Annotated in this window: 23 protein-coding genes; 6 read left to right on the top strand and 17 right to left on the bottom strand. The window is 72.3% G+C overall.

Annotated features, from left to right (window positions below; genetic code table 11):
- Positions 1–65: 65 nt before the first annotated feature.
- Positions 66–1,046: a methionine synthase gene (locus FAF44_RS12540; RefSeq protein WP_237103270.1), complete on the bottom strand. Its 981-nt coding sequence runs from the start codon at positions 1,044–1,046 to the stop codon at positions 66–68.
- A gap of 24 nt (positions 1,047–1,070) precedes the next feature.
- Between FAF44_RS12540 and FAF44_RS12545 the strand changes: the two genes are divergently transcribed.
- Entirely contained in the window at positions 1,071–1,703 is a 633-nt protein-coding gene (locus tag FAF44_RS12545; RefSeq protein WP_237103271.1) for an MBL fold metallo-hydrolase, read from the top strand.
- Between the two features lie 28 nt (positions 1,704–1,731).
- Here the strand turns inward: FAF44_RS12545 and mnmA are convergent, their stop codons facing one another.
- Positions 1,732–2,790, bottom strand: coding sequence for a tRNA 2-thiouridine(34) synthase MnmA (gene mnmA / locus FAF44_RS12550; protein WP_237103272.1), 1,059 nt, complete (start codon positions 2,788–2,790; stop codon positions 1,732–1,734).
- A gap of 66 nt (positions 2,791–2,856) precedes the next feature.
- Here mnmA and FAF44_RS12555 point away from each other — a divergent pair, with 66 nt between their 5' ends.
- On the top strand, positions 2,857–3,909 hold the full coding sequence (locus FAF44_RS12555; RefSeq protein ID WP_237103273.1) for a DUF695 domain-containing protein: 1,053 nt from the start codon (positions 2,857–2,859) through the stop codon (positions 3,907–3,909).
- Positions 3,910–3,928: 19 nt separating this feature from the next.
- Here the strand turns inward: FAF44_RS12555 and FAF44_RS12560 are convergent, their stop codons facing one another.
- Entirely contained in the window at positions 3,929–5,092 is a 1,164-nt protein-coding gene (locus FAF44_RS12560; protein ID WP_308193315.1) for a cysteine desulfurase family protein, read from the bottom strand.
- Between the two features lie 53 nt (positions 5,093–5,145).
- Here FAF44_RS12560 and FAF44_RS12565 point away from each other — a divergent pair, with 53 nt between their 5' ends.
- From FAF44_RS12565 to FAF44_RS12575, 3 genes are all read left to right on the top strand, one after another.
- On the top strand, positions 5,146–5,661 hold the full coding sequence (locus FAF44_RS12565; RefSeq protein ID WP_237103274.1) for a TetR/AcrR family transcriptional regulator: 516 nt from the start codon (positions 5,146–5,148) through the stop codon (positions 5,659–5,661).
- Positions 5,662–5,863: 202 nt separating this feature from the next.
- Positions 5,864–7,057: an MFS transporter gene (locus FAF44_RS12570; RefSeq protein WP_237103275.1), complete on the top strand. Its 1,194-nt coding sequence runs from the start codon at positions 5,864–5,866 to the stop codon at positions 7,055–7,057.
- A 12-nt stretch (positions 7,058–7,069) separates the two neighbouring features.
- A complete protein-coding gene (locus FAF44_RS12575) occupies positions 7,070–7,567 on the top strand; it encodes an HIT family protein (protein WP_237103276.1) in 498 nt (165 codons plus the stop codon).
- 21 nt (positions 7,568–7,588) lie between these two features.
- Here the strand turns inward: FAF44_RS12575 and FAF44_RS12580 are convergent, their stop codons facing one another.
- Both FAF44_RS12580 and FAF44_RS12585 read right to left on the bottom strand, forming a co-directional pair.
- On the bottom strand, positions 7,589–8,200 hold the full coding sequence (locus FAF44_RS12580; protein WP_237103277.1) for a dihydrofolate reductase family protein: 612 nt from the start codon (positions 8,198–8,200) through the stop codon (positions 7,589–7,591).
- Positions 8,201–8,289: 89 nt separating this feature from the next.
- Positions 8,290–8,976 carry an SDR family oxidoreductase gene (locus FAF44_RS12585; protein ID WP_237103278.1) on the bottom strand — a complete coding sequence of 229 codons (687 nt, stop codon included), beginning with the start codon at positions 8,974–8,976 and terminating at the stop codon, positions 8,290–8,292.
- Between the two features lie 70 nt (positions 8,977–9,046).
- Between FAF44_RS12585 and FAF44_RS12590 the strand changes: the two genes are divergently transcribed.
- Positions 9,047–9,619: a TetR/AcrR family transcriptional regulator gene (locus FAF44_RS12590; RefSeq protein ID WP_237103279.1), complete on the top strand. Its 573-nt coding sequence runs from the start codon at positions 9,047–9,049 to the stop codon at positions 9,617–9,619.
- A gap of 10 nt (positions 9,620–9,629) precedes the next feature.
- Here the strand turns inward: FAF44_RS12590 and FAF44_RS12595 are convergent, their stop codons facing one another.
- The 12 genes from FAF44_RS12595 to FAF44_RS12650 all read right to left on the bottom strand — a co-directional run bounded on the left by FAF44_RS12595 (position 9,630) and on the right by FAF44_RS12650 (position 22,040).
- Positions 9,630–10,016, bottom strand: coding sequence for a VOC family protein (locus FAF44_RS12595; RefSeq protein WP_237103280.1), 387 nt, complete (start codon positions 10,014–10,016; stop codon positions 9,630–9,632).
- Complete coding sequence (locus FAF44_RS12600) at positions 10,013–10,306, bottom strand: helix-turn-helix transcriptional regulator (protein ID WP_237103281.1); 294 nt, start codon at positions 10,304–10,306, stop codon at positions 10,013–10,015. Before FAF44_RS12600 ends, FAF44_RS12595 begins: the two co-directional genes overlap by 4 nt.
- A gap of 145 nt (positions 10,307–10,451) precedes the next feature.
- Complete coding sequence (locus FAF44_RS12605; protein WP_237103282.1) at positions 10,452–11,405, bottom strand: electron transfer flavoprotein subunit alpha/FixB family protein; 954 nt, start codon at positions 11,403–11,405, stop codon at positions 10,452–10,454.
- Between the two features lie 18 nt (positions 11,406–11,423).
- Positions 11,424–12,203, bottom strand: coding sequence for an electron transfer flavoprotein subunit beta/FixA family protein (locus FAF44_RS12610; RefSeq protein ID WP_237103283.1), 780 nt, complete (start codon positions 12,201–12,203; stop codon positions 11,424–11,426).
- A 230-nt stretch (positions 12,204–12,433) separates the two neighbouring features.
- Positions 12,434–13,645: a serine/threonine-protein kinase gene (locus FAF44_RS12615; protein ID WP_237103284.1), complete on the bottom strand. Its 1,212-nt coding sequence runs from the start codon at positions 13,643–13,645 to the stop codon at positions 12,434–12,436.
- A 36-nt stretch (positions 13,646–13,681) separates the two neighbouring features.
- Positions 13,682–15,292: a serine/threonine-protein kinase gene (locus FAF44_RS12620; RefSeq protein WP_237103285.1), complete on the bottom strand. Its 1,611-nt coding sequence runs from the start codon at positions 15,290–15,292 to the stop codon at positions 13,682–13,684.
- A gap of 16 nt (positions 15,293–15,308) precedes the next feature.
- On the bottom strand, positions 15,309–17,285 hold the full coding sequence (locus FAF44_RS12625; protein ID WP_308193316.1) for a protein kinase: 1,977 nt from the start codon (positions 17,283–17,285) through the stop codon (positions 15,309–15,311).
- Positions 17,286–17,402: 117 nt separating this feature from the next.
- Positions 17,403–17,915, bottom strand: a complete 513-nt coding sequence (locus tag FAF44_RS12630; protein WP_237103286.1) for a YbaK/EbsC family protein — start codon at positions 17,913–17,915, stop codon at positions 17,403–17,405.
- Positions 17,916–17,976: 61 nt separating this feature from the next.
- Positions 17,977–19,626 (bottom strand): FAD-dependent oxidoreductase, encoded by a 1,650-nt coding sequence (locus FAF44_RS12635; RefSeq protein ID WP_237103287.1) that lies wholly within the window; start codon positions 19,624–19,626, stop codon positions 17,977–17,979.
- Positions 19,619–20,473, bottom strand: a complete 855-nt coding sequence (locus FAF44_RS12640) for a M55 family metallopeptidase (protein ID WP_237103288.1) — start codon at positions 20,471–20,473, stop codon at positions 19,619–19,621. The genes FAF44_RS12635 and FAF44_RS12640 overlap by 8 nt, the downstream gene beginning before the upstream one ends.
- Positions 20,458–21,669 carry a DUF6395 domain-containing protein gene (locus tag FAF44_RS12645; protein ID WP_237103289.1) on the bottom strand — a complete coding sequence of 404 codons (1,212 nt, stop codon included), beginning with the start codon at positions 21,667–21,669 and terminating at the stop codon, positions 20,458–20,460. The genes FAF44_RS12640 and FAF44_RS12645 overlap by 16 nt, the downstream gene beginning before the upstream one ends.
- A complete protein-coding gene (locus FAF44_RS12650) occupies positions 21,660–22,040 on the bottom strand; it encodes a hypothetical protein (protein ID WP_237103290.1) in 381 nt (126 codons plus the stop codon). The genes FAF44_RS12645 and FAF44_RS12650 overlap by 10 nt, the downstream gene beginning before the upstream one ends.
- Positions 22,041–22,168 lie beyond the last annotated feature (128 nt).

A 22,168-nucleotide genomic window follows, 5' to 3' on the forward strand; every position in this document is an offset into this window, starting at 1 on the left:
GGGGTCTCTCCTTCCGTCCGACGACCTGTGCAAACGCTACCGCCGAGGGCCCCGGCCGACACGCTTCAGCCCGCCCCCGGGTCGTCCCTGAGCACCTGCGCCGCCTTCCGGCAGGCCGCCAGCGCGGCCCGCGCGTACGAGGGAGAGGCCCCCGCGAGCCCGCACGCCGGCGACAGCACCACCTGGGAGGCCAGCCGGTCCGGTTCGAACCCCAGCCGCCGCCACAGCTCCACCGCCGGCCTGGCCACCGCGCCCGGCCCGGCCGGCCGCGTGCCCCTCCCCGGCACGACGCCCATGAACAGCACCGTCCCGGCCTCGAACAGCTCTCCCAGCGCGTCCTCGTCCCTGCGCCGCAGCAGCGCGGCGTCCACCGACACCCCCCGCACCCCGGCCCGGCGCAGCAGCCCGAACGGCACGCCGGGCGCGCAGCAGTGCACCACCGGGGCGTCGAACGAGCGCAACGACTCCTCCACCCGCCACTCCTCGACGGCCGCGAGCCGCCCGAACCCCGACGCGGTCGGCACGGTGCCCGCCAGCACGCCGGGCAGCCCCGGCTCATCGAGTTGCAGCACGATCTCGGTCACGCCGGGCAGCCGCCGCCGCACCTCGGCGCAGTGCTCGGCCACGCCCTGGGCCAGCGAGGCGGTCAGGTCGCGGACGGCCCCGGCGTCGGAGAGCATCTTGTCCCCGTGCTTGAGCTCGATCGCCCCGGCCAGCGTCCACGGCCCGCAGACCTGCAGTTTCAGTGGCCCCGCGTAGTCGTGGGCGATCTCCTCCAGCCCGTCGAGGTCGCGCCGCAGATGATCGACGGCCCGCTGGTGGTCGCGCCCCGGCCGGTCGGTCAGCCGCCAGCCGGAGGGCTGAACCTCGACGGACAGCTCGACCAGCAGCGCCGCCGTCCTGCCGACCATGTCGGCGCCCACGCCTCTGGCGGGCAGCTCCGGCAGGTACGGCAGCCCCGGCACCTCCCCGAACACGACCCTGATCGCCTCTAGATGATCCTCACCCGGATGCGAACCGACTCCGGTGGCTTCCCACGTTGACATGGGCACAAGCGTAGGCTCTGGCGAATGAAGCTCACGAAGTACGGCCACGCCTGTGTTCGCGTGGAGAAGAACGGCAAGGTCCTGGTGATCGACCCGGGCGCGTTCACGGCCGATCCGGTGCTCGACGACGCCGACGCGGTGCTCATCACCCACGAGCACTTCGACCACGTGGACGTGGCGAAGCTCAAGGCCGCCGCCCCCGGCCTGGAGATCTGGACCTGCGAGGCCGTCGCGGCCGGGTTGACCGAGGTGCCGGGCCGGGTCCAGGTGGTAGGCCACGGTGACGACTTCGAGACGGCCGGGTTCCGCGTGAAGGCGTTCGGCGAGTGGCACGCCGCGAACCACCCCGACGCTCCCATCGTGCAGAACGTCGGTTTCCTGGTCGACGACGAGCTGTTCTACCCGGGCGACGCGCTCACCGTCCCCGGCGCGGAGGTGGGCACGCTGCTGGTGCCGACCGGCGCGCCGTGGCTGAAGCTGTCGGAGACGGTGGAGTATCTGCGGACGGTCCGGCCGGCGCGGGCGTACTCCACCCACGACGGCCTCTACAGCGAGGCCGGCCTCGGGCTGGTGGACAACTGGCTGCGCATGGAGGCCGACAAGCAGGGCGCCGACATCCGCCGCCTCGCGGTCGGCGAGTCGGCCACGCTGAGCTGACCCGCCCGCGCCCGCCGGCGGCGAGGAGTCAGCGGGCCGAGACGATGGTCGCCGAGCCGATCACCGTCTCGCCGGAGTACAGCACCGCGGCCTGCCCCGCCGCGACGCCGGTGGCGGGCCGGTCGAGCTCGATCGTGAGCCCGCCGTCGTGCTCCTCGAAGCGGCACGCGTAGACCTCGCCGTGCGCCCTGAGCTGCACGGTCAGGTCGTGCTGGGCGGACGGCCCGTTCCACACCGGCGCCCCGCAGGTGACCGTGGTGACCTCCAGCGCCGCGCGCGGCCCGACCGTCACCGTGTTGGACACCGGCTCGATGGACAGCACGTAACGCGGCCTGCCGTCGGCCGCCGGACGGTCGATGCGCAGGCCCTTGCGCTGCCCCACCGTGAACCCGTGAGCCCCCTGGTGGCTGCCCACGACCTCGCCGCTCTGATCGACGATGGGGCCCTCGGCCGCGCCGAGCCGCCCGGCCAGGAAGCCCCGGGTGTCGCCGTCGGCGATGAAGCAGATGTCGTGGCTGTCGGGCTTGTCGGCCACGGTGAGACCGCGCCTGGCGGCCTCCTCGCGCACCTCGGCCTTGGTCGAGTCGCCCAGCGGGAAGATCGCGTGCCCGAGCTGCTCGCGGGTGAGCACGCCGAGCACGTACGACTGGTCCTTGCCCTGGTCGACGCTCCTGGACAGCACCCCGCCGGCCAGCTTGGCGTGATGGCCGGTGGCGACCGCGTCGAAGCCCAGCGCCAGCGCCCGGTCGAGCACCGCGGCGAACTTGATCTTCTCGTTGCAGCGCAGGCACGGGTTGGGGGTACGGCCCGCGGCGTACTCGGCCACGAAGTCCTCGACCACGTCGCGCTGGAAACGTTCGGCCATGTCCCAGATGTAGAAGGGGATGCCGATCACGTCGGCGGCGCGGCGCGCGTCCCGCGAGTCTTCGATCGTGCAGCAGCCCCTGGCTCCCGTGCGATGGGATTGGGGGTTGGCCGAGAGCGCGAGATGGACACCAGTGACGTCGTGACCGGCCTCGGCGATCCGAGCGGCGGCCACGGCGGAGTCGACGCCGCCCGACATGGCGGCAAGTACACGCAGTCCCATGACCGTTCCAGCGTACTGTCCGGCCGGGAGTGCGCGACCATGCCCTCGGTCTGGAAGTATTCGACCATGCGACTGTTCGGGCGCAAGGACGCAGACGAAGTGGCCGGTGGATCGGCCGAGGCCATCGCCGGTTTCTGGGCATGGTGGCAGGAAAACAGGCCGGGTCTCGACTCGCTGGTGGCCGCGGGCGCGGGCGAGGAGCTGGACGAACGGCTCCGCCCGGCGGTCGCCGCGATCCACCCCGGGCTGGTCTACGAGGTGGCCCCAGGCCGGCAGGCCGCGCACGCCCTCGTGGTGACCGCGGCGGGCGACGCCGAGCTGCGCTCGCCGGCCCACCGCTGGGCCGGGGCCGCGCCGCCGTCCGACCTGCTGTGGGAGTTCCACCCGTCGCGGCAGGCCAACCCGCTGGCGATGGACCTCACGCTCGACGTGGGCGGCTTCGAGTTCGCGCTCGACAAGCTGACCCTCGGCCTGCGCGTGCCGCCCAACCAGCCCCGGGTGGATGTCTCGGTCCACCATCCGATCTTCGCCGACCTCGACGAGGACACCCGGACGGAGGCCGCGCTGCTGGCCCTCGACTGGCTGCTCGGCGAGGACGACGTGGCCAGGTGGGTGGGCGAGATCACGGCGGTCACGTCCGACCCGATCGACTCCGTGGCCGCCGCGCACCTGCCGGCCGTGGTCGCCGACGTGGCCTCGGGGTACACCGAGGAGGAGTGGGTGCTCCTGGAGGGCCGTACCGGCACCGGCGCGCCGCTGGTCGCCACCGCCCGCCACCCGCTGCGCCCGGTCGACCATCCGCTCTTCGACCAGCACATCGCGATCACGCTCCCGTACGCCCACCGCGACGAGAACGGCCTGCCGGTCGGCGACTCCCTGGCCGCGCTGCGCGACTTCGAGGAGCGGCTGGCGGCCCGGCTGCTCAAGCTCCGCGACGACGCCGTCCTGGCCGCGCACCTGAGCGCCGAGGGCCACCGGATCATCCACGTGTACGCCGATCCGACGGGCGACGCCGCCATCCACGCCAAGGAGCTGATCGTGGGCTGGGAGGAGGGCGAGCCGCGGGTGGACGTGGGCGCCGACCCGGCCTGGACCGCGGTGGCCCCCTTCCTGACCTGACGCGGCCCGCGGGCGGCGCTCAGCCGAGCCCGGCGCGGCGGGCGCGTTCGACGGCGGCGGGCAGCACCTCGATCAGCCGGTCCACGTCGTCGGGCGTGGAGGTGTGGCCCAGCGTGAACCGCAGCGAGCCCCGGGCCGCCGCGGCGTCCGCGCCCATGGCCAGCAGCACGTGCGACGGCTGCGCCACCCCCGCCGAGCAGGCCGACCCGGTCGAGCACTCCACGCCCTTGGCGTCGAGCAGCATGAGCAGCGCGTCGCCCTCGCAGCCGGGGAAGGAGAAGTGGGCGTTGCCGGGCAGCCGGTCGTCGGGGTCTCCGTTGAGCACCACGTCGGGCACCGCCGCGCGGACCCGCCGGATGAGCTCGTCACGCAGCGACGCCAGCCGCGGGGCCAGTGTCTCGCGTTCGCGCACGGCGCTGCTGACGGCGGCGGCGAATCCCGCGATGGCGGGCGCGTCGAGCGTGCCGGAGCGCACGTCGCGCTCCTGCCCGCCGCCGTGCTGCACGGAGACCGGTGTCAGCCCTCTGGCCAGCAGCAGCGCCCCCACCCCCATCGGGCCGCCGATCTTGTGGCCGGTGAGGGTGAGCGCGTCGGCCCCCGAGCCGGAGAACGACACGGGCAACTGCCCGACCGCCTGGACCGCGTCGGTGTGGAACGGGATGCCGTGGTCGTGCGCGATGGCGGCCAGCACCCGGACCGGCTGGACGGTGCCGACCTCGTTGTTGGCCCACATGACGCTGATCATGGCCACGTCGTCGGGGTCGCGCTCGATGGCGGCGCGCAGCGTCTCGGGGTGCACCCGGCCGTGCTCGTCCACCGGCAGCAGGTCGACCTCGGCGCCCTGGCCGTCGGCCAGCCACTGGGCGGGGTCGAGCGCGGCGTGGTGCTCCACCGAGCTGATCAGGACGCGCCGCCGCAGCCGGCGGGCCCAGTAGAGCCCCTTGATCGCGAGGTTGTCGGCCTCGGTGCCGCCGGAGGTGAAGACCACCTCGCTGGGCCGGGCCCCGAGCGCGCCGGCGATCGTCTCGCGTGACTCCTCGACCACTCTGCGCACCTGCCGGCCGGCGGCGTGCAGCGAGGAAGCATTTCCGACGCGTTTGAGTTGTTCCGTCATCGCCTCGATCGCTTCGGGCAGCATGGGGGTGGTAGCCGCATGATCAAGGTAGGCCGACGGTCTCGTCACGTGCTCAGGGTATCTCGTTTGCAACTGTACCGTCCGGACGGTACAGTCATCCCATGCGAAGGGACGAGCTGTTGGACGCGGCAGAGGACCTCCTCTGCGACCAGGGCTCGACCGCGCTCACCCTGGCCGCCGTGGCGGACCGGGCGGGCGTGAGCAAGGGCGGCCTGCTCTATCACTACGGCTCCAAAGAAGCCCTGATCAAGGGCATGGTGGAGCGGTTGATCGAAGACTTCGACGGGCTGCTGGCCGCCCAGCCCGGTGACACCTATACCGAGCGCTACCTGAGCGCCACCCTGGCCGCCGTGCGATCGGGCCGCCTGCGACGATGGGCGGTCGTCACGGGGGCGTCCGGCAACCTCTTCCTGCTCGCGCCGCTGCGCGAGGCCATGGCGCGCTGGCATCGCGAGGAACTGGCCAACGAGCCCGACCCGGTGGCCGCGCAGATCGTCCGGCTCGCGTGCGAGGGGCTCTGGGACGTGGCCAGCCACGACCCGGAGCTGAACTCGGAGGACGACCTCCAGGCCCTCGACCGACGCCTCAGAGCGCTGATCAAACCCGAATCCGCGTAACCCCCTCCCTCCGGGGAAGCCGGGCCCGGCCCTGCTTCCCCGCCTGTCCGCGCGTCCCCGTCACCACGTGGCGCCGACGCGCGCTCCGGCGCGCCCCCCTGCGGACGCGCCCCCTTCTTCGACCCATCCCGGGCTCGGGCCCGCAAGGCACCCCCGCCTGCCCGATTTCCCGCAAAGAACTACTTCAGTGAGGTGTGGACTCATGACCCGCGAGCTGAGGAGCGCCCGTTACGGGGCGGTCCTCACCTTCGTCCTTGCCGGCCTGATGGTGGGCACGATGACCGTGCGCATCCCCGCCCTGACCGACAAACTCGGCCTGACCGAGGCCATGGTCGGGACGATCCTGCTGGTGTGGGGTCTGGGAGCGCTGGTGACGATGCAGTCCATGCGGCGCGTCATGGCGCGCGTGGGCAGCCGGACACTGCTGCGGGCAGGCGGTCCCCTGACGGCGCTCGGCCTGCTCGGCCTGGCGCTGGCCCCCGACCTGCCCCTGCTCATGGTGGCCGTGGCGATCTTCGGCATGGCCTTCGGCACCGTGGACGTCGCCATGAACGCCCAGGGCTCCGCCGTCGAGCAGGCGTACGGGCGGCCGCTGATGAACGGCATGCACGCCGGCTGGTGCGTGGGCGCGATCTCGGCGGGCGCGCTGGGCAGCCTGGCGATCGCCGCCGGCCTGTCGTTCACCGCGAACGTGGCGCTGGTCGCGCTCGTCTCGCTGCCGGTCATGCTGCTGGTCGGCCGCACGTACCTGCCGGAGCCCCCGGCGGCGGCGAGCGCGGGGACCGGACGCAGGCGGCTGCCGCCGGTCGTCTACCTGCTCGGCACGATCATGTTCTTCGCCTTCATGGTGGAGGGCACGGTGGCCGACTGGAACGGCCTGTACGTGCGCGACGAACTGGGCGCGCCCGAGGCCGTGGCGGCGCTCGGCTACCCGGTCTTCGAGCTGGGCATGCTGATCGCCCGGCTCACCGGTGACCGGCTGCGGGTCAGGTTCGGGGTACGCGGGATGCTGGCGGTGTCCGGGGTGGCCACGGCCGGGTTCTTCGCGGTGGTGCTGATGGCGCCGGTGGCGTCGGTGGCGGTCGCCGCGATGTTCTTCGTGGGCCTCGGGGTGGCGACGATCTCGCCGCTGACGCTGTCGCTGGCGGGCACCGCCACCGGCACGCCCGGACCCGCGATCGCCCAGGCGGGCGCCATGGGCTACGCGGGGCTGCTGCTCGGGCCGGTGGCCATCGGCTTCCTGTCGGACGCGACCTCGCTGCGCACGGCACTCGGCATCGGCGTCGTGCTCGGCGTCCTGATCGCCCTGTCCTCCCGCCTGCTCCCCCGTACAGAGCCCTCCCCCGACCACCCGTCCCCACTGCCCGCCAGGGAACACGTCGAGGCCGCCGCCTGACACCATCAGCCGATGAACACCGAACGGAACGTCCCCTTCGACGTCGACGCCTACACGGCGCGGGCGAGGTCCCGCCCCTGCTTCATCTGCGCCGTGGCCGCCGGGCACCCCGACTACGCCCTTGAGCAGATCGTCTACGAGGACGATCGGCACCTGGCCTTCCTGGCGCGCTACCCCACCCTGCCCGGCTACCTGCTGGTCAGCCCGAAGCGGCATGTCGAGCACGTGGTGCGCGACCTCGACGAGGACGCCTACCACGCGCTGATGGGCGTGGTCAGGAAGGTGGCGCTGGCCGTGGAGTCGGTGGTGCCGTCGGAGCGCACGTACGTGCTCTCGCTCGGCAGTCAGCAGGGTAACGCGCATCTGCACTGGCACGTGGCCCCGCTGCCGCCGGGCACCCCTTACGAACGGCAGCAGTTCCACGCGCTCATGTCCGAGAACGGGCTGATCTCCTGGAGCCAGGAGCAGGCCGAGGAGCTCGCCGCCCGGTTGCGGGTGGTGCTCGGGTGAGCGGGGTGGTGGGCGGCAGGCTCAGCGGGTGAAGTCGCCGTAGGTCGCGTCGCCCACCGGCTGGTAGACGTTGACGACGCAGCCGCTGCCGGTCGTCCTGGATTCGAGCAGGCGCAGCGAAGTGGCCTTGCGGCCCGGCTCGAACAGCCGCCTGCCGCTGCCCAGGACGACCGGGTAGTTCCACAGCCGCAACTCGTCGATCAGCCCGGCGTCCAGCAGCGACTGGGCGAGCGCGCCGCTGCCGTGGATCTGCAGTTCCCTGCCCGGCTTGGCCTTCAGCTCGGCGACCTCCTTGAGGACGTCGGAGCCGATCAGCGTGGCGTTGTGCCAGCCGACCGCGTCCAGGGTCGTCGAGACGACGTACTTGGGCAGGGCGTTCAGACGGGCCGCGACCGCGTTGCCCGGGTCGGTCACGGTCGGCCAGTGCGCCGCGAAGATCTCATACGTCCTGCGGCCAAGGAGGAACGCGTCGGCCTCGGCGAACCACTCCGTGGTGAAGGTCTCCAGTTCCTCGTCCGCGAAGGGATGCTGCCAGCCGCCATGCGTGAAGCCGCCGCGGAGGTCCTCGCCGGGCATTCCCGGCGCCTGCATGACTCCGTCGAGCGACAGGTACGTCGCCAAGGTGATCTTCATGAACGTGCTCCCATCGGTTGCCGCGACTGTACCGATGGAGACCGTTCCCGCGCCCGGAACTCACCGCCCTCCCGCCCGGACGACCGCCGTCAGGCGACGGTGAACCCGCCGTCCACCGGCAGGATCGAGCCGGTGACGTAGGGCGCGCCGATCACGTACCGGACGGCGGCGGCCACGTCCTCCGGACGGCCCACGCGGCCCGCGGGGATCGTCTCGGCGACGGCCCCGAACTGGGCCCGCCGCTCCTCCTCCGGCAGGAACGACCACCAGGCCGTGTCCACGACCCCCGGCGAGACGGCGTTGACCCGCACGGGGGCGAGTTCGGCCGCCAGCGGGGACACGATCCGCTCGATCGCCCCGTTCACGGCGGCCAGGGTGGCGGTCCCCGGCAGCCCGGCGCGGGCGCTGCCCGCCGACACCATGGTGATGGAACCGGTCACCCGGGCCCGCTGGACGGCGTACAGGTACGCGAACAGCTTGCCCTCGAACGCCGCCCGCAGGGCGTCCGGTGTGACGCCCGGCAGCGGCCCCATGCCGACGGCCCCGGGGCTGAAGGCGAGCACCAGGTGGCCGAACTCCCCGACCCGCTCGAAGAAGGCGGCCACCTCCTCCTGGGAGGTGCCGTCCACCTGGTCGGCCGCCGTCACGCCGCCCTTGGCGGCGGCCAGCCGCTCCGGGTCACGGCCGGTGACGATCACCTCGGCGCCGTCCTCCGTCAGCAGCCGGGCCGTGGCCAGCCCGATGCCGGCCGTACCGCCCATGATCACTACACGCATGCTCAAGCCTCTTTTCTAGACGTGTCGTCTCGTTTTTATACGAGACCACAAGTCTTGTAAAGTGGCCGGCATGACAGGCGAGCGACGGCTGGGACGACCACGCAGCGAGGCCACCCGCACCGCGATCCTCACCGCGGCGCTGGAGGAGCTGGACGAAGGCGGCTACGCCGCGCTCACCATCGACGGCATCGCGCGCCGCGCGGGCTGCGGCAAGCAGACGATCTACCGGTGGTGGCCGTCCAAGGCCGACGTCGTCCTGGAGGCGCTGCTGGAGCGCGCGGAGACCACGATCGAGATCCCCGACGAAGGCTCGCTCCCCGCCGACCTGGCGGCCTTCCTCCAGGCCACCTTCCGCCAGTGGGGGCAGCGCCCCACCCTGGTCGGCCTGATGGCCCAGGCGCTGCTCGACCCCGTCTTCGCGACCGCGTTCAAGGAGAAATTCCTGTTCCGGCGGCGCGCCGCGCTGCGGGTCGTCATGACCAGGGCGGCCGAGCGCGGCGAGATCGCCCCCGGCACCGACGTCGAGCTGCTCCTCGACGTCGTCTACGGCGTGCTGTGGTACCGCCTGCTGCTCGACCACGCGCCGCTCGACGAGCGCGCCGGGGAGCAGCTCGCCGCGCTCGTCGTACGGGCGACGCGCTGACCCTCCGGCCCTACTTGTGCTGCGCGATCTGGATGAGGTTGCCGCAGGTGTCGTCGAGGACGGCGGTGGTCACCGGGCCCATCTCCACCGGCTCCTGGGTGAAGCGCACCCCGAGCCCGCGCAGCCGGTCGAACTCGGCGCGCACGTCGTCCACGGCGAAGGAGGCGGCCGGGATGCCGTCGGCGGCCAGCGCCGTCCGGTAGGGCCCCACCGCCGGATGGCCGGAGGGCTCCAGCAGCAGCTCGGTGCCGTCGGGGTCCTCCGGCGAGACCACGGTGAGCCACCGGTCCTCGCCCAGCGGGACGTCGGTCTTCTTCACGAAGCCGAGCACGTCGGTGTAGAAGCTCAGCGCCTTGCCCTGGTCGTCGACGAAGACGCTGGAAAGGTGGATCCTCATGAGGTTCCCTCCGATTTTTCGGGTTTGAGCCACCGCGTCACGATGTGCTCAAGAGGTTCGGTGTTCAGGTCGTGGAACTTGTAACGGCCCTGACGCCGCGAGCGGACCAGATCCGCGGCCTCCAGCACGGCCAGGTGCTGGCTGACCGCCTGGCGGGAGAGCGCCAGGCCGTGCTTGGACATCAGCCGCGCGCAGATCTCGAAGAGGGTCTGGCCGTCCCGTTCCACCAGCTCGTCGAGGATGCGCCGGCGGGTGGGATCGGACAGTGCCTTGAAGATGTCTTCCGCCACCACGCCAGCATAGGCAAGTAGTGACTTGCCTATCAAGAGGCAAGTGACGACTTGCCCGACATGGGAACGTTCCAATCGGCCGGCGACATGACGGTGGGGCCCGGAGCCGTGCCCCGAACCCCACCGGCAGCCGAACAGAAAGGCCCTACTTGCGCTTGTCGATCTCCTCGGTGAGCTGCGGCACCACCTGGTGGAGGTCGCCCACCACGCCGTAGTCGGCCAGCTCGAAGATCGGCGCCTCGGGGTCCTTGTTGATGGCCACGATCGTCTTCGCCGTCTGCATGCCGGCCCGGTGCTGGATTGCGCCGGAGATGCCGGCCGCGATGTAGAGCTGCGGCGAGACCGTCTTGCCCGTCTGGCCCACCTGGAACTGGTGCGGGTACCAGCCGGCGTCCGTGGCGGCGCGCGAGGCGCCCACGGCCGCGCCGAGGGCGTCGGCGAGGCCCTCGATGACCGAGAAGTTCTCGGCCGAGCCGACGCCACGCCCGCCGGAGACCACGATGGCGGCCTCCGTCAGCTCGGGACGGGCCCCCTTCTCCTGCTTGACCCGCTCCACGACCCTGGCGGCCTTGGCCACGTCGGAGAGCTCGACCGCGACCTCCTCCTCCGCGCCGGCGCCCGCGGCGGGCACGGGGGCGGTGGAGTTGGGACGTACGGCGATGATGGGCGTGCCCTTGCGCACCCGGGAGTGCACGTTGACGCCACCGCCGAAGATCGACTGGTCGGCGACGAAGCCCTCGCTCAGGCCGACGGCGTCGGTGATGACGCCGGAGTCGGTCTTGACGGCGAGGCGGCCCGCGACCTCCTTGCCCTCGGCCGTCGCGGCCACCAGCACCGCGGCGGCCGACTTGCCGGCCACGAGCTGGGCGAGCAGCTCGGCCTTGGGCGCGACCACGTGGTCGACGATGTCGGCGGAGCCGGCCACGTAGATCTTCTCGGCGCCGTACTCGGCGAGCCTGGCCTTGGCCTCGGCCGTGATGCCGGGGCCGGCCCAGACGGCGGCGGGCGTGCCGAGCGAGCGGGCCAGGGTCAGCAGTTCGAGCGTGACCTTCTTGACCTCGCCTTCGGCATGCTCCACGAGAACGAGAATGTCCGACATTTCAGTAAACCCCCGTTCTCAGATGAACTTCTTGGACGCCAGGAAGTCGGCCGCCTTCTCGCCGCCGTCGCCCTCGTCCTTGACGATCGTGCCGGCCGTGCGCGGCGGGGCCGCGGCGAAGTCGACGACCTCGGACCAGGCGGCGCCCAGGCCCACCTGCTCGGCGTCGATGGCGGCGTCGGCGATGGCGAGCGTCTCGACCGGCTTCTTCTTGGCCGCCATGATGCCCTTGAACGAGGGGTAGCGCGGCTCGTTGATCTTCTCCACCACGGAGACGACGGCCGGCAGCGTGGCCTGGACCCGGTCGTAGCCGTAGTCGGCCAGGCGCTGGACCGTGATGGCGCCGCCCTCGACCTCGACCTTGTTGGCCAGCGTGAGCTGCGGCGTGCCGAGCCGCTCGGCCAGCATCGCGGCCAGCATGCCGGTGCGGGCGTCGGTCGACTCGGAGCCCAGGATGACCAGGTCGAACCCGATCTTCTTGAGCACCTGGGCCATCGCGTACGAGGTGGACAGCGCGTCGGAGCCGTGCAGCGCGTCGTCACTGAGGTGGACGGCCTTGTCGGCGCCCATCGCCAGCGCCTTGCGGATGGTCTCGGTCGCCCTGCCCGGACCCATGGTGAGGACGGTCACCTCACCGCCGTGGGCCTCCTTGAGCTTCAGGGCCTCTTCGACCGCGTACTCGTCAAGCTCGTTGACCACGCCGTCGGCGGCGTCGCGGTCGAGCGTGTTGTCATCGGACCGCAGCTTGCGCTCGGTCGCCGTGTCGGGGACCTGCTTCACGCAGACGACGATGTTCATGGCCGGTGGCCGACCTCCCGTAGTTCGCGTGCGCCCCCGCCTCGCTGCGGTGGGCGCCGAAGTGCATCTGTCCAGACTGCCAGGTGCCCCGGGGGCATCCGACAGAGGGTCTGCCGTGGTTTTCGCGGTTATGTTACCCATCGGTAGCTTACGTGCAAACCCGCCCGCTGACGCGATCGACCCGGCACCACTACCGATGCCCACAATACCGAACTTTATTCGGTCGTCCGCTACGCGGACATCAGGAACACGACCCCGACCACCAGCGCCGTACCCGCGAACAGCGCCAGCGTGGCCGTGCTGAACAGCGACGCGAGCCCGAAACAGAGCCCGACCGCCCCCGCCACGCTCGCCACGTCCGCGATCATGCGCACGCGCCGGAAGCGCCCGCGGGAGAACAGCGCCACCCCGGCGTCGGCGACGACCCCCAGCGCGTACGCCGCCAGCAGGAACAGCGACACCTCCGGCCACGGCTCCCGGGCCGCCGCCGCCAGCAGCGACACGAACAGCCCCGAGCCGATCAGCCAGCGCCGGCGCACCTTCTCCCGGTGCCTGGCCCTGGACTCCTCCACCGAACCGCGATAACGGTCCTTGCCCGGCCGCCACTCCCTGGTGCTCTCGTCGTCGGCGACCGACCGCGAACGCGCGAGCGGCCGGACCGGCGGCGGGTACGCGGCGGGCGCGACGTCCAGCGTGGCGCAGAGCCGCTCAGCCGTGGGCCGGGCCGCGGGGTCGGTGGACAGGCACTCGCGTAACAGCGTGCCGAGCCACTCGGGGACGCCTTCCAGGTCGGGCTGGTGGTGCACGACCCGGTAGGCGACCGCGGAGGCCGGGCCCTGCCCGTACGGCTGCCGCCCGGTGGCCGCGTACGCCAGCGTCGCCCCGAAGGAGAACACGTCGGCCTCCATGCCCGCGGCCCGCCCTTCGAGCACCTCGGGGGCCAGGTAGCCGGGCGTGCCCACCACCGCGCCCGAGGCCGTGACGGACAGCGAGTCGAGCGCGCTGGCGATGCCGAAGTCGATCACGACCGGCTCGCCCTCGGTCATCATCACGTTGGCCGGCTTGAGATCGCGGTGCACCACCCCGGCCGCGTGCATGGCCCGCAGCGCGTCGGCCAGCCCCGAGGCCAGCCGCCGCAGGCCGGTCACCGGCACGGGCACGGAGCTGAGCGGACGGCCCTGCACGTACCGGGTGACCAGGTACGGCCTGCCGCCCTCCAGCGAGGCGTCGAGCACCTCCGCGACGTGCGGCCCGCCGACCATGCGCATGGTCTCCACCTCGCGCGCCAGCCGGGCCAGCGCCCCGCCGTCGGCGGCCACGTGCGGATGCAGGACCTTGACCGCGACCGTGCGCCCCTCGGCGTCGAGCGCCAGGTGCACCTCGCCGAATCCGCCGGCCCCGAGCCGGGAGAGAAGCTCGTACGGGCCGAGGTGCTCGCTCATACTTCGATTTCTCCCCCGGGGAGGCGGCAGGGACACTCAGGACCAGGGATTGAGCCGATCCAGCCAGCCCAGCCCCAGACCGTCGAGCAGGCTGCCGATCAACCCGGTGATCAGGCCGATCGTGCTCTGCTTCGCGTCGCTGGCCAGATCGTTGATCACCGACTCGGGCGCCCGCCACGGGGCCCACGTCGGGTCCTGTCCCAGCGCGAACATCACCGAGAACAGCGCCGCGGTGCCGACCAGCACGACCGCGACCAGCGCGGCGCCGGGGCTGCGCAGCACGCCGGTGAGCGTGCGGGTGACGGTCTTGCGGGGCGCGCCGCCGCCCGGCAGCACGAACAGCCCGGCCGCGAAGGCGCCCGCCGCGTACGCCGCCGCCTCGTTGACGCCCATCTGCCCGGCCCAGTAGAGCACGCCCCAGACGCAGATGCCGAACAGCAGTGCCAGCGGCACGTGCACCGCCGTCACGAGCGCGGACTTGACCAGCGCCCACGGCGTGCCGAGCAGGGCCAGCAGCGGGTCGGCCGCGCTGCTGCCGCGCATCTGGCGGCGCTTGACCAGGTCGCCGAACAGGTACTCGCCGATGCGCAGCACGAGCGCGAGCGCAACGGCCACCGCGCCGGCCATGACCGGCATCATCACGGTCAGCGCCACCAGCGTGACGAGCAGCAGCAACCCGACCACCTGGCTGCCGAACAGGTACCGCTTGCGCTCCGACGGCGGGGTGTACGGCGGCGGCGTGTACGGCCGCGCCGGCGCCGGCGAGGTGGGCGCGGGCACCACCCGCCGGTCGGGCGGCGGAGGACCGGCCACGCGCTGGTCGGAGTGCGGCACCGGCCGGTCGTGCATGGGCGCGGGCACGTAGGGCGGCGGGCGCTCCTCGCGCCGCGTCGGGTTGCGCGGCTGCGGGGGCGCGGGCGGCGGCGCGGCCTGGCCGTACTCGACCGGCGGCAGCAGGTCGGAGAACGTCTCCATGGTCCGGGTGCGGTCGCCCAGCCGCTTGGTGCCGGTGGGCCCCTCGTTGAACGTGGTCACCGACGGGTCGAGCGCCCTGGCCAGCCGCAGCAGCTCCTGGGCGCCGGGCCGGACCGACGGCTCGACCTGCAGGGCCCGGTTGAGCCAGCCGCGCAGCCAGACGGGCGCCTTGTCGAGCTGGGCCCGTCCTTCCATGATGTTGAAGCAGACCGACTCGAACGTGCCCGTGCCGAACGGCGGCGTGCCGGTCGCGGCGAAGAACACCGTCGAGGCCAGCGCGTGCACGTCGGCCGCCTGGATGGCCACCAGCGCCTGGCACAGCCCCTGGGCCAGCCCGATGACCTCGCGGGCCGCCAGCGGCCCCTCGGCCAGCACGGTGTCCTCCAGGGTGCGGCCGGGCGCGAAGCGGGTCACCACGTACGGCTGGCCGCCGACCAGCTCGGCGTCGAGCACCTCCGCCACGAACGGGCTGCGTACCCGCCGCATCGTCTCGACCTCTCGGGTGAGCCGGTCGCGCGCCTTGAGGTCGGCGGCGACATGCGGATGCAGCACCTTGATGGCGACTTCCTGCCCCTCGCCGTCGAGGCCGAGGTGGACGACCCCCATGCCGCCCTCGCCGATCTTCCTGACCAGGCGGTACGGACCCAGGCGTTCTGGTGCTTGGATGCTCATCGCCACCTTCCCCGCGTCATCCCCCGGAATTCCCCCCTAGCTGGTCGAGCTGCTGTGTCACTGGTACGACGTTCAGCGGAGTCCATACGGCCCCCTTTGGTTCGTCCCCGAACGTGCTGAAGGCGAGGATCAGCGAGAGCGCGGCGCCCACCGCGAGCGCTCCCGCCATCACCATCGCCGCTGTTCTCGAGGGTACGAGCGATGAGAGCGTTCTGCGCATCTGTTTGCCAGGTCCTTCGACTCCGGGACCTGCGCATACCGTCCACAGCGCGATCGCCGCGCCCCAGGCCAGGGCGTTGGCGGAGGTCATCTTGGCCACCACGGTGAGCAGCAGAGTCACCGGGAGGCCGAGGATGAGCGCGTAGAGCACCAGGGCCAGCGTGATGCCCGCCGACTTGGCCAGCGCCGCCGGGTAGGCGAACACCCTGAGCACGTCGAGCGCCGCCGCCCCCGCCGGCCTGCGGCCCGCGAGCTGGGGCTGGGCCAGGTCGGCCGCGCGCAGCAGGATCGCGATCGGGATGGCCACGGCCGAGACGAACACGGGCGCGAGCACGGCCGCCACGATCATCATGACCAGCAGCATGCCGCCCGCCAGGCCGTACGCCTTGGAACGCTGCAGCACGTTGCCCGGCTGCACGCCCGGGACGTACGGCTCCCGCTTGGTCCGGATCGGGTCGGGCTGCGGCGGCGGGAACTGCTGCTGCGCCGGGATGTACGGCGGCGGCTGCGCCGGGACCGGGCCGGGCCGGCCGTAGTCGGGCACGTCGGGGCCGGCGAGCGGCCTGCCGGGGCCGGAGCCGGGCTGGGCGCTCAGCCTGCGGTAGTCGGGAGAGTCGGGGCGCACCCGCCTGGTGGGCCCGTCGATCTCGCCCTGCGGCGCGGGGGCGTTGTGGCCGGCCGGCGGGGCCTGCGGCGGGTAGGCGCTGGCCGCCTCGCGCTGGATCTGCCGCAGTTCCTCCGGCGAGACCCGGCGGGTCGGCCACGGGTCGGGCTGGTTGGGCAGCAGCGAGACGTACTGCTGCTCCTGCGGCGGCGGGGCGGGCCGCTCCTGGTCGTCGAGCAGCCGCCGGGTCGGCACCGGCGGCGTGGAGACGTCGTACGACGGCCGCTCCGTCACCCGGGGCGGGACCGGCTCGGGACGCGGCACGGTGGGGATCTCGTCGGGCGTCGAGGAGGCCGGACGGGCCTGCCGGGGCAACATCCGGGCGGTCTGCTCGGCCAGGTCGGCCGCCGTGGGCCGCTTGCCGGGATTGCGCTGGAAGGCCGCCTTGAGCAGCGGCCGCAGCTCGGCCGGGGCGGCGCTGATGTCGGCCTTGCCCGCGGTGATGTTGTAGAAGATCATCTCCAGCGTGCCCTTGCCGAAGGGCGGCTGGCCCGTCCCCGCGAACAGCAGGGTGCCGGCCCACGCGTGGATGTCGACCTCGGGGCCGGCCTCCTGGCCCTCGATGATCTCGGGGGCGAGGTAGCCGGGCGTGCCGATGAACATGCCGGTCTGCGTCAGCCGGGTGGCGTCGACCGCCTGGGCGATGCCGAAGTCGATCAGGACCGGCTCGCCGTCGAGGATCAGCACGTTGCCGGGCTTGAGGTCGCGGTGGATCACGCCCACGGAGTGCACGACGGCCAGCGCCGAGGCCACCCCGTGGGCGATCCTGAGCAGCGCGGGCAGGCCGAGCGGCCCGTCGTTCTTGACGATCTCGTCGAGCGGCGGACCCGGGACGTAACGCGTGACGATGTACGGACGATGACCGGTGACATCGGCGTCGATCACCTCGGCGATGTACTGGCTGCGCACCCGGCGCATGGTCTCGACCTCGCGTGAAAGCCGCCGCCTGGCGACCTCGTCACCGGCGACCTCTCCGCGCAGGACTTTGACCGCCACCTGCCGCCCCTGAGGGTCGACAGCGAGGTGGACAACGCCCATCCCGCCTTCACCGAGCCGCCTGAGCAGCCGGTAAGGGCCTAGTCGGTCATCGTTCATGGCATGAAGCACCATACCGGCTTAATCCCCGCCCACGAGATGAACCATGAGGCCACATTCCCACTCGTACAACGTCCAGAACGGCCTCACCGGTTTCCCATCCAACGGTCTCGAATCGGCCTCAGTTTTCCTTCATCCGGTCAGCGAGAGCACCTCGGCGCCCTTCAGCCCGGCCAGCGTGGCTCCGGAGACGGCGAGCTTCGACCTGCGCACACCGCTGCCGATCACCACCCGCGCGTGCTCCGCGACGTGCGCGTCCACCAGGATCGGCCACTCCCCGGGCAGGCCGAGGGGGGTGATGCCGCCGTACTCCATTCCGGTCAGCTCGACCGCGTCCGCCATGGGGGCGAAGCTGGCCTTGCGGGCGTCGAGGTGCTTGCGCACCACGCCGTTCACGTCGACCCGCATCGTCGCGAGCACCATGCACGCGGCGTAACGCGTCTCGCCGCCCCGCTTGGCCGCCACGACGACGCAGTTGGCCGACTCGTCGAGAGTCACGCCGTACTGCTCGCAGAACGCCGCGGTGTCGGCCAGACCGGGGTCGATCTCGGCCACCTCGACGCCCTCCAAGTTCGCCACGGCGCCTGCCACCGGATCGGCCAGCAGGTCGATCCGGTCGGTCGCGGGCACCCAGTGCAAGGTCATTCCATCTCCTCGATCGCCTCTCCCAGGAGCCTACTTGCGCTCCCGGGAACGGCGGGCGGCGTCACGGGGACTGCAACACTCGCTGGTGCAGTTTGGTGACGGCGTCGCGGGCGGACTCCATGGCGCCCGCCTGCCATGCGATCAGATGGGTCAGCCAGTCACCCGCGAAGTAGACCCTTCCTGCGGGGCGTTGCAGAAGAGTGAAGGACGAATCAAAGGACGGCCAGCGCATCCAGGCACCCTGGATGTGCTCCTGGCGTTCCCAGGCGATGGACGCGCTGGACAGGACGTTCTGGCGGTACTTCTCGCCGTGGATCTTCTTGCCCTGCGTGAGCGCCCGCCGCCTCCTGTCCTCCGGGGTGAGGGCGGCGTACAGCTCGGCGGCGGCGTCGGTGTTGTAGTAGCCGACGAGCAGGCCGCGCTCGGCGTGGTAGTCGTGCGACGGGTACCAGATGTGGGTGAGGTCGAGGTCGGTCTCGGTGACGCCGCCGTAGACGCGGTCCTCCAGTTCCCACCAGCGCCGGCCGTACTCCAGGCCGATCTTGCCGGCGGAGACGGGGACGGGGGTCCTGAGGGCGGCGGTGACCTGGGCTCCGAGGTTGTGCGGGATCCGGGCCAGCAGGTGCGGCGGGAGGGTGGCGACGCAGTAGTCGGCCTTGACCGTGCCGCCGGCGTAGGAGACCTCGACGCCGTCGTCCCGGCTGGTGATCCCGGTGACCTTGGCGCCCGTCCTGATCCGGTCCGGGCCGACGGCCTGCCGGAGCTTGGCGACGATGGCGTCCATGCCGCCGACCGGCTGGAACATGGGGGTGGCCTGCTCGTGGCCGAAGTCGTTGGTGATGGCGCGGCCGGTGCCGGCGGCGAGGACCTGGTGGAGGGTGCCGGGGGCGGCGAGGGGCGTGCCCGCGCCGACGGCGGGGTAGGTGGTGAAGCCGCGCCGGGCGGAGCCCTCGTAGTCGAGCTTCGGGCCGAGGTCGCCGAAGCGCCGCAGGAACTCCAGCAGGCGTTCGCCGTCGTCCTTGGTGAGGACCCGGTCCAGGGCTCCGAGGTCGGTGGCCTTGGCCAGGAGTTCGGCGACGTAGCCGTACATGTCGGCGCGGGCGGTGCGGGCCCTGACCGTGTGGCCGTTGGTGTGGACGTAGGCGGAGGCGTTGTTGTTGACGAACGTCTCGATGGGGACGCCCAGCTCGCGGCAGTAGTCGAGGGCCACCATCCACTGGGCGATGCGGCCGGGGCCGGCGTTGAAGTAGACGCCGGGGCCGAACGTGACGTCCTGGGCGGGGCCGTTCAGCTCGGTCAGGCGGTCGCCGCCGCGCAGCGTGAGGTTCCGTCCGCCGGCCTGCCGCCGGGCTTCGAGCAGCGTGCAGTCGTAGCCGGCCTTGCCCAGCTCGTACGCGGCGGTCAGCCCCGCCACTCCCGCGCCGAGGATCACGACCTTGGCCGAGGCCCGGCCGCTCAGCGTGAAGTCGCCCTGGCGCGGGGCGGTGAACGCCTTGTCCTGCTCCGTGGGCGCCAGGCCGAGCGCGCCCATGGCGGCGTACATGGCGCCGGCCCCGCCGGCCGCCCCGATCCCGACGAGCAGCCCCCGCCGGGTCAGCCTGCCCGCCCTGCTCCCCTTCGCCGGTCCTTCGGGCTCCGCGCTTGGAGGGTCGGTGCTTTCGGGTTCCGTGCTGTCAGGTTCCGTGCTGTCGGGCTTCGTGCTGTCAGCCATAGGGGCCGCTGCCGCAGGCGACCTGGCCGGCGATGCTCGCGAAGAGGCCGAACAGGGCCATGATCTGGTTGAAGTCGCCGGTGGTGAACTCCGTGTGGCGCGGGCCGGCCGACTTCGCCCCGGGGATCAGCGACACGGCGGCGGCGATGGCGGTCGAGTTCCACTCCACCCCGAGCGTGTACGGCGCCTGCACCACGTACGGCGTGAAGTCCGTCAACCGCCCCAGCGCCCGCGTCATGGCCTCACGGATCCGGGCCTGGGCGACGACCGGCGGCAGCAACTCGGCCGAGAACTTGTCGATCCCCTTCTTGACCGCGACGGTCTCGACGTCGCCGAGCAACTCGCGGGCCTCGTCGCCGACGGCCTCGTCACCGGTCACCAGCACCACCGGCACCCCGTGGAACCCGGCGCAGGCCGCGACCAGCCGGGTCTCGCCGCACAACTCGCCGTTGAGGTAGACGTTCTGGATCTCCTTGCCCATCCACGTGTGGTTGAGCACGCCGTGCGGGACCCCGGCGCGGGCGTGGTAGCCGACGAAGCCGGCGGCCTGGAACGACCCGTCGAGGCCGTGCGCCATGCGCTGCGCCTTGCCGGGCCCCCTGATCAGGCTCGTCCTGGGGTCGAGCAGGTCGATGCGCAGATTCTTGGTGGAGCCGTGGGCGTCGTTGACCAGCACGCCGCTCGCCCCGGCCGCGAACGCGCCCTCGACGGCCGCGTTCGCGTCGCCGGTCATGAGCTCACAGCCGCGCTCGTAGCCGCGCTTGCCGGCGTGCATCTCCTCGGGGTCGGTCAACCCCGTCACGCCCTCCATGTCGACCGACAGATAGACCTTCACGCGTTCCCCCATGACTCGACCTTGGCTACCTCGGACTCTGTCATCAGCCCGACGTTCGCCTCGACGAACGCCGCCGCCTCCGCGCGCCACGGCTGCGGGATCTCGTCGAGGGCCGGCGGGTAGCAGCGCTCCAGCCAGCTCGTGGCCGCCTCCGAGACGTCGAAGTGGTCGAGCACCGGGGCGAACAGCGTGTCCTCGATGCCGGGGACGCGCGCCAGCCCGTACTGGATCATCTCCTGGCCCCCGTACGGCGGCTTCTGGAGGTACTTGCGGGCCTGGGGGCGGTCGGCGGTGATCGGCGTGTCCAGCGGGCGGCGCTCCACGGCCGCCTGGATGAGCTCCTTGTACAGGCACTTGGCGCAGGTGCGGCACGGGCCGTCGGTGCCGCGCAGGCACCAGCGCACCTGGTCCCTGAGCGGGGAGCCCAGGGCCACGCGCATGGTCACGGCCTCGCTCACGCCGCCCACGGGGAGCACGATGTGCACGCCCGCCGCCGCGAACAGTCGGCCCCACCTGCCGTGGGGGGACCACATGGGGTTGTCGGGGGTGAAGCGCCACAGGTACCGGCCGCCGCCGAGCCAGCGCGAGCCCATCTCGTAGCCGAAGCCCAGGCCGCCGAGGTCGAGCCGGTCGGCCAGGAGCAACGCCCCGGCGGCCACCGCGTGGTGCTCGGGGTAACCGGGGCGGGGCTCGGCGAGGGTGTACTCCAGGTCGGAGGTGACGACGCTCAGCTCGCGTCCGGTCTGGGCGGCCAGCTTGGCCAGCACGTCCGAGCGGTAGTGGGGCCAGCGGTTCGGGACGCGCGGGTGGGCGACCCGGCGGAAGTGCACGAACGGGGCGTCGGGGAAGATCGTGGCCGCCGCCACGGAGTCCGCGCCACCACTGTAGGAGATCGCCAGCCTGGACCCCGGCGTGCGGGGCTCGGCGCCCACCGGCCCGGCCTCGACGCCCCAGCCGTCGTGCAGCGCCCGCGCCACCTCCGCCGAGACGGCCCGGTCGAAGGTGATCCGCTTCCTGGTCCAGGGGGCCACGACCGTCCAGGCGGCGACGGCGAACAGGTCGGGGTGCGCGTCGTCGGGGACGCCGCCGACGGAGCAGGAGTTGATGGCCAGCTTGATCGGGTACTCGTCGGAGGCCCGGCCGGTGATCTCGTCCTCCGGGTCGAGGCGGAAGCTCAGGCTCGCGCCGGGAGCCCAGGTCACGCGCACGGTTGCCCCTCGGGCCGCTCCCCCGGCCGGCCCGGCTCGTCGCGCCGGTCGCGCAGGCCGTCGATGGCCTGCCAGACCAGGACCTCGTTCTGCAGGACGCCGTCCAGCGCCTTGGCCGTCTCCTGGGCCAGCCGATGGGCGTCCTCCACCTTCGCCTTGAGCGCGGGGTCAGGCTTGGCGGGGGCCGCCGGGCGGGCCTTGCGCAGCCGTTCGACCTCGTTCTGCAAGGTCGCCATCTCCCGCCTGAGTGTCTGGACCTCCCACAGCGCGTCCCGGATGTCCTGGCGGTGATCGGCGATCGAGATGTAGCGGGAGTCGAACCACGTGCGCACGGCCTTTCTGAGCCGGGCAGGGACGGGGGCGCGCATCATGGAAGGCCACCATAGTGGCAAACCCCTATGGACATGGACGAGCCATCACGAATGCGTTGGCTTCTCATTCTCCCCGTGAGCCCGGCCTATCGGCGATACCTATCTCCGGAAAGATCGAGCACAGAGTG

The sequence above is a fragment of the Nonomuraea sp. MG754425 genome (genome assembly GCF_021699195.1).
GTDB lineage: Bacteria > Actinomycetota > Actinomycetes > Streptosporangiales > Streptosporangiaceae > Nonomuraea.